The sequence below is a fragment of the Iodobacter arcticus genome (assembly GCF_042664895.1).
GTDB lineage: Bacteria > Pseudomonadota > Gammaproteobacteria > Burkholderiales > Chitinibacteraceae > Iodobacter > Iodobacter arcticus.
This window is the reverse complement of sequence record NZ_JBHTBQ010000012.1, coordinates 230,149-242,482: the sequence shown is the minus strand read 5'-3', so window position 1 is coordinate 242,482 and position 12,334 is coordinate 230,149. Positions and strand designations below refer to the sequence as shown.

Sequence of the window (12,334 nt, the reverse complement as noted above, 5' to 3'; positions counted from 1 at the left end):
GACACCCCCTTACTGAGCGAATCAAAGATTCGCACGTTAAAGTAGTAAAGATGCAGTAAACAGAACCCCCGTACTCGAAAGAGGCGGGGGTTTTGCTTTGGGCGGAAGGAATGTCGCCTTAGCGTCACGATAACCTTCGGTGGTTCGCGTGTCGGGTTACGCATACAGCCGCTAACCCGACCTACAAAACCTGCCTAAGCTCATCGCAATACCCGCATGAGCGTATGATTAATATCATGATATTAAAGGCCAAATTGGAGCGAATGCGATGATTTATATTTTTACCGGTGCGGGTATGGCGGCGGATTCGGGTTTGCCTACTTTTAGGGATACGGGTGGGCTTTGGGAGAATTATGATATTAATCAGGTGTGTAATTTTCCCCAGTTTATTAAAGATCAGCATATTCGTGATTTAACTTTTCAGTTTTATAACGAACGTAAATTGCAATATGCCGTGGCAAAACCTCATGCGGGTTATTTAGCCATTGAAAAATTGCAGCAACAACAGCCAGTTAAAGTGATTACCACCAATATTGATTTATTGCACGAAGCTGCGGGTACGGCTGATGTATTGCATTTGCATGGCAGAGTGGATCAGATGTCTTGTGCACAGTGTTATCACTATTGGGATATCGCCGATCATGTATTTGAGCCGAGTGAATGCGCGGCCTGTGGCAGTGTAATGGTAAAGCCCGGTATTGTATTTTTTGGTGAAATGGCACCGGAATATGAGGCATTACATTGGCTGATTGAGGATTTAAAAAGCACGGATACTTTTGTTATTGTGGGTACCAGCCTGAATGTGGTGAATCCGATTGCGATGATCCGATCTGCTGGAAAACATCCGCAGATTATTTTTATTGATAAGAAAATACCTGCTGTTGCCAAAGTAAGTGGTGTGATTGGGATGGAAGATACAGCTGAAGCGGGCTTATTAAAGTGGATGGATTCAATGCAATGACTTATTTATTGCAGGCTTGAATTACGGTACTGAATCATTTGTGCATATTTATATGCGATATAAATACAATATTGTTTTGATTGCCGTGGCATAGTACGGCCATTCTTCTTGATATTTTTCCTATGCCTCTTCGCGCCTATATACATTTTCTTCCTGTGTGTTTTATTGCCTGTGCTGCGATGGCTGAAGAGCGCTTAGGGCTGGATGAATCTGCTAGTCCTTCTACTACTGTGAATAAAGTACAGCGCGTTGAAGTGCTTGGCCACAAAGACGATAGGCGTAGCTCCACTGCAACAAAAACCGTGATTTTAGAGGCGGATATCGTGCGTTATGGCGATAGCAGTCTTGTTGATGTTTTAAAGCGCGTACCGGGGATTAGTGTGCGTGGTGTGCAGGGTAAGGGGGGCCAAGTGCGGATGCGTGGCCTTGGTAGTGGCTACACGCAGGTTATGCTTAATGGTGAGCGTGCTCCGCCCGGATTTTCTTTAGATTCTATTTCTCCTGAATTGATCGAGCGCATCGAAGTGGCCCGAGCCGCCACTGCGGATGCTAGCACGCAGGCGATTGCTGGCTCGATCAATATCATCTTAAAAAGAAAAGTAGATATGTCGCGCCGCGATATCAAGCTGGCTGCTTCCAGCGATGGTGGCGAGCCCGGTATTGCTGTAGATGGTCTGCTTTCAGATCGTGATAGCGGTTTCTCTTATACGATTTCTGGTGGAATTGGCCGGAGTAAAAGTGTCGACGTATCCCATGTAGATCAAGAAGAACGTAACACAGAGGCTGTTTTGAGCCTAGCAAGGCTTACCCAGAAAAGAGACTTTGGGCAAAGCGACAGGCTTAATCTTGCGCCAAGGCTGATGTGGGATTTGGGTCATGGCAACAGCATTAATTTAGAGAGTTTATTGCGCTTTCAGCATTCTGAAGGAGGAGGGGAAGAGCTCAGGCTGACTGGTTTGGGTGAGCCGCCGCCTTTGGTTCGGGATTTTACCCGCAGCGTTTCTGACAGCAGCCAATTTAGAAGCAAGCTGAGTGTCTTGCATCAGCTTGCGAGCGGAGCCAAGCTTGATCTTAAGCTGGGTGTTACTTATAACCGGCGTGAGGCAGAGAGTCAGCTTGAAGGTTTTGATGTAAAAGATTTGCCTGCGCTTAGCCGCAATATCACCTCGCTTGCCAGTGACTATGGCTTTAGCCTGAGTGGTAAATACATGCACGCTTATGTGGAAGGCCATTCTTTTGTTATAGGCTGGGAGGGTGAATACAATTGGCGGGCCGAGGATAAGCTGAGGCAGGAAACCGCCTCTGGCAGGCCAAGTATTTATCGTGATGATTCATATACCGCCAAGGTAGAACGCCTTGCTGTGTTTGCTCAGGATGAGTGGGAAATTTTGCCGCAGTGGTCCTTATATATGGGCTTGCGCTGGGAAGAAATTGCCACTCAAAGTGAAGGTAATACGATGGACGAGGTAAGTAATCGCTCCAGTGTGCTTAGCCCTATTTTACAAACGCTGTGGAAATTGGCGGAGAAAGACCAGCTGAGATTTGCGCTGAGTCGTACATATAAAGCACCCAATACTCGCGATTTAATTCCTCGGCGTAATGTGGCAAATGACAATAGCTCCACCACACCAGATACTAAGGGCAATCCTAATTTACGTCCTGAATTAGCATGGGGAGTTGATTTGGCTTTTGAGCATTATCTGGAAAAAGGCGGTGTGCTAAGCGCCAGCATTTATGCCCGCCAAATTGATGATGTGATTTTACCATCGCTCATGAAAATAAATGGCAAGTGGGTTTCTCAGCCATTTAATCAGGGCCGCGCTCTGTTGCATGGCGCAGAATTAGAAGCCAAATTTAATGTAAAACAGTATTGGTCTGATGCGCCTGCCCTAGATCTTCGCGCCAATGTGGCTGCCAATTGGTCAGAAGTTGAATCAATAGCTGGCCCAGATAATCGTTTGGATCAACAAACGCCTATCAGTGCTAATTTTGGCGTGGATTATAAATTGCCGGGTGACGCGCTGACTTTAGGTGGTAATTATAATTTTCAGAGTGCGGCGACAACTCGGCTTTCTAATACCCAAACGGCTATTAATCCTGCCAAACGCACGCTCGATCTATATGGCGTATGGAAAATTAACTCGGCGATGCAACTGCGTATTTCATTCGCCAATATATTGGCTGAAGATCATATCGCCGAATCTACTTATGCGGATCGAAACGGAATTCGCCAGCAAACCACCACTAGCCAAAGTGAGATGACGGCGCGGGCGGTTTTAGAAATGCGTTTATAAGAATGTCGCCTATCCAATCCCAATCCCCAGAGGATCTTATGCCCCCGCTTGAAACGCCCCAATCTGCACCGCTACCAGTGAGCTTTTGGCAGGCTTTTTTATTTTGGTTCAAGCTGGGTTTGATTAGCTTTGGCGGGCCTGCGGGGCAGATTTCTATCATGCACCAAGAGTTGGTAGAGCGGCGGCGCTGGATTTCTGAGCGGCGATTTCTGCATGCGCTGAATTACTGCATGGTGTTGCCCGGCCCCGAGGCTCAGCAATTAGCAACGTATATCGGCTGGCTAATGCACAAAACCCGTGGTGGCATCGCGGCAGGTGTGTTGTTTGTCTTGCCCTCTTTATTTATTTTAATTGGGCTTTCTTGGGTGTATATCGCCTTTGGCAATCTACCTCTGGTGGCTGGATTGTTTTACGGGATTAAGCCTGCGGTCACGGCGATTGTGCTGCAAGCCGCGCATCGCATCGGATCTCGTGCACTCAAAAACAATACGCTATGGGCGATTGCCACCGCATCTTTTGTCGCTATTTTTGCTTTAAAACTACCTTTTCCTGTGATTGTGGCGGTGGCAGCTTTAGTTGGCTATATCGGCGGGCGCATTGCTCCGGAGCAATTTAGAGCGGGTGGTGGCCACGGTAAGGCCGATCTCTCTTTTGGCCCTGCGCTGATTGATGACGACACGCCAACGCCAGAGCATGCGCGTTTTCGTTGGGCTGGCTTGATTAAAATCGCCATTGTAGGCTTGCTGCTCTGGCTGATTCCTATGGGGCTGTTACTGGCAAGCTACGGTTGGGAGCATACCTTTACGCAAATGGCCTGGTTCTTTAGCAAGGCAGCCTTGCTGACCTTTGGTGGAGCGTACGCGGTACTGCCCTATGTGTATCAGGGCGCGGTGGATCATTATGGCTGGCTGATGCCGGTGCAAATGATCGATGGCTTGGCGCTGGGTGAAACCACACCTGGCCCCTTGATTATGGTGGTGGCCTTTGTGGGCTTTATTGGAGGCTATAGCAAGGAATTATTCGGGCTGGATAGCCTGTTTTGGGCAGGAGCGGCTGCGGCCACTTTGGTCACATGGTTTACTTTTTTGCCTTCATTTATTTTTATTCTGGCCGGTGGCCCTATGGTGGAATCGACGCATAACGATTTGAAATTCACCGCGCCACTCACCGCTATTACTGCCGCGGTTGTTGGGGTGATTTTAAATCTGGCGCTGTTTTTCGGCTATCACGTGCTGTGGCCTACGGGGTTTGCTGGCACGTTTGATTGGATATCGGCGCTGATCGCCTTGGCTGCTGCGGTGGCTTTATTTCGGTTTAAGCGCAATGTCATTCATGTGATTGCGGCATGTGCCTTGCTGGGGCTGGCTTTGAAGATGGGATCCTTCATATAAGGCATAAGGTGAAAAATATAAATGATAATTAATATCAATTATATTACACTGAAGAATCATTCTTTCATCAAGCTTGTGAGGGCAGGAAATGGGCAATGGAGATTTATGCATTGGCGCTTTAAGCCTTTTGCTGAAGCATCATGAAACGGGCTGCCATCATGCCGCGCAGCAAGCAGCTAATCTGTTGGAGCGATTGTCCGATGCCTGTGAGCTAGAGCCAGATATACAAGATTTATTCGAGCGGGCCTGTTTTCGTTTGAGGGATGATCAGCCGGGTGTTCATCAGGCCTGATGCGTTGTGGGGCGAGTGAGCCCCACGAGCGATGTTGAATAACTAAAGTCAAAAAGACCTTTTTAGTGCCTTCGGCACGTTGATTTTGGTGCGGGATTCCCCCGCGAGGGACTCACTTTCTTGAACGGCCAGAAATCATAGTACGCAAAGAAGGCCGCCCCACGAAACACGAAGACCCCTTCGCTGCGGACAATCGAGTCGGCGGCGGGCGGGATTGGCTCGTACCTCGCTCCCAAGCGATCCCCCGCCCCGCTTGTTCGGAGCTTGCGTGTTTCAAGGGGAGATTTAAGCCCCGTACCGAGAGCGTAGTCATCATCATTTTTCTTTGTTTGCTACTAAAAACCAAATTGCTTAGCGTACATGGGGTGAAACCCGCCAGACCTTGGTAGGAAATGCTACGGAAAGCGGCGGGTTTCACCCGCCCTACGTGAGACCTATTTTTTTCGTGAGCCTCTGTGTTCTCCGTGCCCTGTGTGGTTCAAGACTTGGGTTTTACTACCTTAGTCCTCCTTCGCCAACTCCGCCTGATCGCAAAAAAGCTGAGTGCAAAGCCGGTGAGGGTTAGTCCCATGGCGACGATGGAGGTGCCGCGTAATAGGCTGTTGTTAAAATCCTCGCCTTCACTGTAATCCATGACGTGCAAGCGCCAGAAAAAGTCGTAAATCACCCATGCTTCATTACGGGCTGCTAATAGCTCGCCGCTCTGGCCATCAAAATAAAATCGGCTTTGCAGCGCATCATCAAATCGCGCCACCCATACATTCTGGCGGGCAGAAAACTCATGCACCATGCCAAGGCGGCGGGGGGCTTCTTTGATTTTGATTACTTCAGCTAATTTGCCTTCGCCTTTATAGATGCTGTGGGCAAACTGACGGATGTTGCCGATGTTGGCAGCCAAGACTGCACCTCCTGCCATGCTAAAGAGTAGCTCTTCTTTTTCAAAACGCAGCTTGAGTGCCGGGCCAGTGGCTGTGGCAATGCTTTGCACACCGAGCAAAGCGCCTTTATCTGTTGGCATGGGGCCGATTTGCGTTGCCCAATTGGCAGGTAGTGGCTGGCGTGGTTTTTCCATCACTTCGCCGCATTTAATCCAATCCTGAAAAGGCAGCCAAGCAAACAGCAGCCCACCGAGTATCCATGCCAAAACCTGAAATGCCACTAGATAGCCGATCCAACGATGCCAACGAAAGAAGGTTGCTGCCAAACTCATTTTAATACCCTGATTAAGAATTATTTTTATGGGCGCTATTCTAATACACGGTGCTTGTGGGGTTTATGTTGTTTGTCTCAAGATGGCTTGGCTTCCTTTAGGCAGCAGTCAATCGCTGGTTTTAAGTTTGAGGGCGGAGCGGGGATCTGACGGAAAGATACTTACGTGAATATTGGCTGAAAGATTACTGGATTGAAATATCAGGCCTAAGTAAGATTGAGCGCGGGATTGGCTGCTAGACAACGCTATTCTGATCGGAGCGCTCGCTCTCAATATGCAATTGAGCTTAGGAAAGCCAGAATGTCGCAGAAAAAACCATCGCCAGCGGGTGGCTGGGGTGCACTAAAAGCAACGCTTGCCACCATTGAGCCAAGTCATGCGGGCAAATCTGTGATTGCGTTAGCCAATGCTAATCAGCCCGATGGCTTTGATTGCCCTGGTTGTGCTTGGCCGGATAAGCCTAATACCCGAGTGCAATTCTGTGAAAACGGTGCAAAGGCGATTGGCCACGAGATTACATCCAAGCGAGTTGAGGCTGATTTTTTTGCAGAGTATAGCGTCAGTGATTTGCAACAATGGGATGATTATTCGCTGGAGCAGCAGGGCAGGCTAACCGCACCAATGCGCTTTGATGCGGTCAGTGATCGTTATTTGCCGATTAGCTGGGATGATGCGTTTCAACTAATTGCAAGGCATTTGAAAGAGATAAAGCCAGACGAGGCGCATTTTTATACCTCGGGGCGTACTGGTAATGAAACGGCGTTTTTATATCAGTTATTTGTGCGCCTCTATGGCACGAATAATATGCCCGATTGCTCGAATATGTGTCACGAGCCCAGCGGCTTTGCGCTCAATGCCAGCATTGGCGTGGGCAAGGGCACGGTGACGCTGGAAGACTTTGATCACGCCGAGGCGATTTTTATTTTTGGGCAAAACCCCGGCACTAATCATCCGCGCATGCTGGGCACTTTGCATGAAGCGGCGCAACGGGGCTGCCAGATTGTAGTGATTAATCCGCTAAAAGAGCGCGGCTTAGTCTTGTTTCAAGACCCGCAAAACCCGCTGCAAATGCTGTCTAACTCCGCTTCACCCATTGCCTCGCTCTATGTGCAGCCACAGCTGGGTGGTGATCTGGCGATTGCTAAAGCGCTGCTTAAATCGGTCTTGGAGGCAGGAGCCGCGGATCAGGCTTTTATTGCTGAGCATACTGAAGGCTTTACCGAGCTGGTGGCCGATATTGCCGCCACTTCTTGGGAAGATCTGGTCAGCCATAGCGGCTTAACGCTGACCGAATTAAAGCAGCTTGGGGATGTGTATATCCAGAGCAAAGCTACGATTATTACCTGGGGCATGGGTATTACCCAGCATCAGCATGCGGTGGCGACCATCCAAATGCTCTGCAATGTGCTGTTGGTGAAGGGCAATATCGGCAAGCCCGGCGCAGGTGTTTGCCCAGTGCGCGGGCATTCCAATGTGCAGGGCGATCGCACCATGGGGATTAATGAGCGCCCCAGCGCGGTCTTTTTGCAGCAGCTAGGTAAGGCCTGTGGTTTTACACCACCATCCCAACAGGGGCGCAATGTGGTGGAAAGCATTGCCGCGATGGAGTCAGGTGCTGGCAAGGTGTTTATCGCCATGGGCGGTAACTTTGCGGCCGCCACGCCAGACACCGAGCGCACCCACGCCGCTTTGCGTAAGCAAAACCTAACGGTACATATCACCACCACGCTTAATCGTTCGCACCTTGTGCCGGGGCTGGATGCGCTGATTTTGCCCTGCCTTGGGCGCACAGAAATCGATCTGCAAAATGAGCAGCCGCAAAGCATTTCTGTTGAAGATTCGATGAGTATGGTGCATCTAACTCACGGTATTAAAACGCCAGCGTCCCCGCATTTATTGTCCGAGCCAGAAATTGTGGCGCGTATGGCGGCCGCCACGCTGGTCGATAGCTCCGTAGATTTTATGGCCTTGATTCAGGATTACGATTTGATCCGCGATTTAATTGCCGTAGCGATCCCAGACTTTGCCGACTTTAATCAGCGGGTACGCGTGCCCGGTGGTTTTTATCTGGGTAATACAGCAAGGGAGCGGCGTTGGGTGGTGGGCAAGGCGCGTTTTAAAGTGCATGCCTTGCAAGTATCTATTCGTGAACAGCTGCAAGGCTTGACCACGCATCCTCTACTGACACTCACCACGATTCGCAGCCACGATCAGTACAACACCACGGTTTACCGCAGAAATGATCGCTATCGTGGCATTCAAAATGAGCGAAAAGTATTGTTTATCAATGCCGAAGATATGGCCGAGCAGGGTTTACAAGCTGATCAATACGTAAATATTATTTCAGTGTGGTTTGATCGCGAGCGGCAGGTGAATGACTTCCGCCTGCAGCCTTTTGATATTCCAAGGGGCTGCATGGCCGCTTATTTTCCAGAAACCAATCCGCTGGTGCCCTTGGATTACTACGCTGTTGGGGCAATGACGCCGGCCAGCAAAGCCTTAGTGGTGTATCTGCAAGCATGAGCGAGGGCATTCAAACCGTAATAGCGCATTTTTATGTCGATGATGGCTTACAAGTGCTGGAGCAGCAGGTGGCGGAAGAAGTGCCGCTGCTCTTGGTCTACAACGGCGTGGCCTATTTGGTAATGCTGTGTAGCCCGCTTCATCTGGAACAACTGGCAATTGGCTTTAGCCTGAGCGAGGGCATAGTGGATGCCTATTACCAAATACTGGCCGTTGAAATCAGAGCCAGCCACGATGGCTATGAGGCGCACTTGCAAATCCCCAATGAATTTGCCGCCAAGCTGCGCAGCCGTCGCCGTAATCTGCAAAGCCGCACTGCATGCGGTCTGTGCGGAAGCGAGCAGCTTGCCGAGGTGATGCGCGCACCACCGCCGTTTGTATCAGATTTTCAAATTGAGCCGCAGGCTATTTTGGCAGGCATGCAAGCCTTAAGTCAGCTGCAAACCATGCACCAGCAAACAGGCGGCGTGCATGCTGCGGGTTGGTGGGCGGCAGGGCAGTTAACGGTATTTGAAGACTTGGGCCGCCACAATGCACTCGATAAGCTGATCGGCCATTTAGCCAGCCAGCGGCAAAGGCCGGATGGCGTGCTCCTGATGTCTTCACGCCTCTCTTACGATCTGATCCAAAAAGCTGCTCGCGCCCAAATACCTATCATCGCCGCAATCTCCGCCCCCAGCCATCTGGCTATCGCGCAGGCAAGGTTGGCCAATATCACTCTGCTAGGCTTTGTTCGTGAGCAGCGCTTCACTATTTATACCCATCCGGAAAGGGTGTTTCGCCATTGATGGCATGCCACGCTGGGTGATTCTGGCGTAAGAGGAATCCAGTATAAAAATAGATTACATATAATTATACTGTTCTAAGACCGTGCTTACATTTTAATTATGTCGTGGTAAAGCCGTAGAAATCACAGCTGCTAAAGCGATAAACACCGCTGAAATCCACAGGCAAGCGGCGAATCCCGCGCTTTGAAACACCCAGCCAGATAATACCGTACCGAGTAAGCGCCCCATGGCATTACTCATATAGTAAAAGCCGACATCGAGCGACGCGCCGTCGTCTTTGGCGTAGCTGACAATTAAATAGCTATGCAGCGATGAATTAATGGCAAATAAAACGCCAAATAGGAATAAGCCGCCAATAATAATAGCCTGCAAGTTTTGCCTGTAGTTCATGGCTATTGCGATGCCAGCGGGTACAAGGGCTAGCGGTAAAGCCCAGATAAAAGCGCTTTTCCCATCGGGCACTTGTTCCGCTTTTTTACCGGTTAGATAGGGCGCAAAAGATTGCACCACGCCATAGGCTATCACCCATGCGGCAAAGAATGAGCCGACATCATGGGGACTCCAGCCTAGCGTTTGTGATAAAAACACCGGCAGTGCCACCACAAACCATACATCGCGTGCGCCAAATAAAAATAACCGCGCTGCGGATAAAACATTCACCGACCTACTCTTAGAAAAGATTTCGCTGAACTTGGGCTTATTCTTGGCCCTGCCCAAGTCTTCTTTAAGCGTGATCACGCTAGCTAGCCATACCAAGAGTAATAAGCTTGCCATCAGTAGCACCGCGCCGCTAAAGCCCAGTAGGGTGAGCAAGACCCCGCCTAGAAAAAATCCCACGCCTTTGAGTGCATTTTTAGAGCCGGTTAACAGGGCCACCCATTGATAAAGCCTGCCTTCTGCCCCTGCGGGCACCAGCGTTTTAATACTGCTTTTGGCGCTCATTTTATTTAAATCTTTGGCGATCCCAGATAGGGCTTGCGCCGCCATCACCCAAGGCACGGTGAGCATGGCCGTGGGCACGGTGAGTGCCAAGAGGGCAATCACTTGCAGGCCAAGGCCGATATTCATGGTTTTATTTAAGCCAATGCGCGCGCCCAACCAGCCCCCGACAAGATTGGTGATCACACCAAAAATTTCGTAAAACAAAAACAGCATAGCCAAGCTTAGCGGCGAAAAGCCAAGCTGATGAAAATGCAAAACCACCAACATCCGCAGCGCCCCATCGGTGAGGGTAAAGGCCCAGTAATTACCGGTGATGATCAGATATTGGCGGATTTGCGGGGAGAGCATGGGTCGTCCAAAGTGTAGGGTGGGCACGCTTGTGCCTATAGGTGTCAAGTTAAATACAATGGTATGTGTTGCATCTTTTGTTGGGCGGATTAAACCCGCCAGACTTTGGCGCGAAATGATGAACTCGGCGGGTTTAACCCATACGTGCTAACCAAATTGCTTTTTCATTAGCAGACAGCGAAAAACGTAATGACTACGCTCTCTGCATAGGGCTTTAAAGTCCCCTTGAAACACGCCGGAGCGAGGAACAAGCGGGGCGGGGTTTCGGCCAGAGGCAGCGAGGCACGAGCGAGTCTCGCCCGCCGCCGACTCGATTGTCCGCAGCGCAGGGGCCTTCGTGTTTCGTGGGGTCGCCTTCTTTGGCTTCGTTTCTTGGCGAAGCAAGAAAGGAAGGCCCCGCGGTGGCTACCGCTCCAAAATCAACGTGCCGAAGGCTCTAATAAAAGGTCTTTTGACTTTGGTTAGCGCACATGGGGTTTCATCCCCCCTACGATGATTCGATGTTTGGCAATACGCCTAACTTGATGTACATAGAGTGAGTCCACTCGTCTAATAGACACCGCTCGTTCATGCGGACAAATCTCGCCCAACCAGCCTCACCAACTCTGCCGTGCGATTCACATAGCCCCATTCATTGTCGTACCAAGCGTAGAGCTTGAGCTGCGTACCGTTGATCACCATGGTAGAGAGTGCGTCGATGATGGATGAGCGCGCATCGCCTCGATAGTCGATCGATACCAGTGGGCGCTCTTCGTAGCCCAGAATATCTTTAAGGTAGGTTTCGGATGCGGCTTTTAGCAGGCCGTTGACTTCCTCTACGGTGGTGGCGCGTTCCAGCTCAAATACACAATCGGTGAGCGATGCATTGGTTAATGGCACGCGCACGGCATGGCCGTTTAAGCGGCCTTTTAGCTCCGGGAAAATCTCAGTAATGGCGGTGGCCGATCCGGTGGAGGTGGGGATCAGGCTGGTGCCGCAAGAACGAGCGCGGCGCAGATCTTTGTGCGGCGCATCGATAATCGTTTGGGTATTGGTCAGATCATGAATGGTGGTCATGCTGCCGTGACGGATGCCGATCTGCTCGTGAATCACTTTTACGACCGGAGCCAGGCAATTGGTGGTGCAGCTGGCGGCCGTCACAATGTGGTGCTGGGCTGGATCATAAAGATGATCATTCACCCCAACCACCACATTTAAGACTCCGGCTTCTTTGACTGGCGCGGTGACGACGATACGTTTTACACCTTGATCCAGATAGGCTTGCAGCAATTCTACTTTGCGCATTTTGCCCGAAGCTTCGATGACCACATCGCAGCCCGACCAATCGGTGTCGCCAATCGCCTTATTGTGGCTGACTTTAATTCGCTGTTCGCCAATCACAATTTCATCATTGATCGCTTCAGCATTATGCGCAAAGCGCCCGTGTACCGAATCAAAGTTAAGTAAATGCGCCAAGGTGGCCGCGTCGCCAGCCGGATCGTTGATCTGCACAAATTCAATATCGGGCCAGCTCCAAGCGGCGCGTAGGGTTAAACGTCCCATACGGCCAAAGCCGTTAATACCTACTTTGATGCTCATTTTAGAT

The 12,334-nt window shown here is 50.3% G+C and carries 9 protein-coding genes; 6 read left to right on the top strand and 3 right to left on the bottom strand.

Going from position 1 to position 12,334, the window contains the following annotated elements:
* Positions 1-268 precede the first annotated feature (268 nt).
* From ACFQNF_RS08140 to ACFQNF_RS08125, 4 genes are all read left to right on the top strand, one after another.
* Entirely contained in the window at positions 269-961 is a 693-nt protein-coding gene (locus ACFQNF_RS08140) for an SIR2 family NAD-dependent protein deacylase (RefSeq protein WP_380187504.1), read from the top strand.
* Positions 962-1,083: 122 nt separating this feature from the next.
* Positions 1,084-3,255, top strand: coding sequence for a TonB-dependent receptor plug domain-containing protein (locus ACFQNF_RS08135; RefSeq protein ID WP_380187503.1), 2,172 nt, complete (start codon positions 1,084-1,086; stop codon positions 3,253-3,255).
* A 38-nt stretch (positions 3,256-3,293) separates the two neighbouring features.
* Positions 3,294-4,646: a chromate efflux transporter gene (chrA, locus tag ACFQNF_RS08130; protein ID WP_380187502.1), complete on the top strand. Its 1,353-nt coding sequence runs from the start codon at positions 3,294-3,296 to the stop codon at positions 4,644-4,646.
* 88 nt (positions 4,647-4,734) lie between these two features.
* Positions 4,735-4,938, top strand: coding sequence for a hypothetical protein (locus ACFQNF_RS08125; RefSeq protein ID WP_380187501.1), 204 nt, complete (start codon positions 4,735-4,737; stop codon positions 4,936-4,938).
* Positions 4,939-5,416: 478 nt separating this feature from the next.
* Here the strand turns inward: ACFQNF_RS08125 and ACFQNF_RS08120 are convergent, their stop codons facing one another.
* Positions 5,417-6,148 carry a PepSY domain-containing protein gene (locus tag ACFQNF_RS08120; protein ID WP_380187500.1) on the bottom strand — a complete coding sequence of 244 codons (732 nt, stop codon included), beginning with the start codon at positions 6,146-6,148 and terminating at the stop codon, positions 5,417-5,419.
* A 300-nt stretch (positions 6,149-6,448) separates the two neighbouring features.
* Here ACFQNF_RS08120 and ACFQNF_RS08115 point away from each other — a divergent pair, with 300 nt between their 5' ends.
* Both ACFQNF_RS08115 and fdhD read left to right on the top strand, forming a co-directional pair.
* Positions 6,449-8,671, top strand: a complete 2,223-nt coding sequence (locus ACFQNF_RS08115; RefSeq protein WP_380187499.1) for an FdhF/YdeP family oxidoreductase — start codon at positions 6,449-6,451, stop codon at positions 8,669-8,671.
* A complete protein-coding gene (gene fdhD, locus ACFQNF_RS08110; RefSeq protein WP_380187498.1) occupies positions 8,668-9,459 on the top strand; it encodes a formate dehydrogenase accessory sulfurtransferase FdhD in 792 nt (263 codons plus the stop codon). The genes ACFQNF_RS08115 and fdhD overlap by 4 nt, the downstream gene beginning before the upstream one ends.
* A gap of 93 nt (positions 9,460-9,552) precedes the next feature.
* Here the strand turns inward: fdhD and arsJ are convergent, their stop codons facing one another.
* Positions 9,553-10,749 carry an organoarsenical effux MFS transporter ArsJ gene (arsJ, locus tag ACFQNF_RS08105; protein ID WP_380187497.1) on the bottom strand — a complete coding sequence of 399 codons (1,197 nt, stop codon included), beginning with the start codon at positions 10,747-10,749 and terminating at the stop codon, positions 9,553-9,555.
* Positions 10,750-11,316: 567 nt separating this feature from the next.
* Positions 11,317-12,327, bottom strand: coding sequence for an ArsJ-associated glyceraldehyde-3-phosphate dehydrogenase (locus ACFQNF_RS08100; RefSeq protein ID WP_380187496.1), 1,011 nt, complete (start codon positions 12,325-12,327; stop codon positions 11,317-11,319).
* Positions 12,328-12,334: the final 7 nt, after the last annotated feature.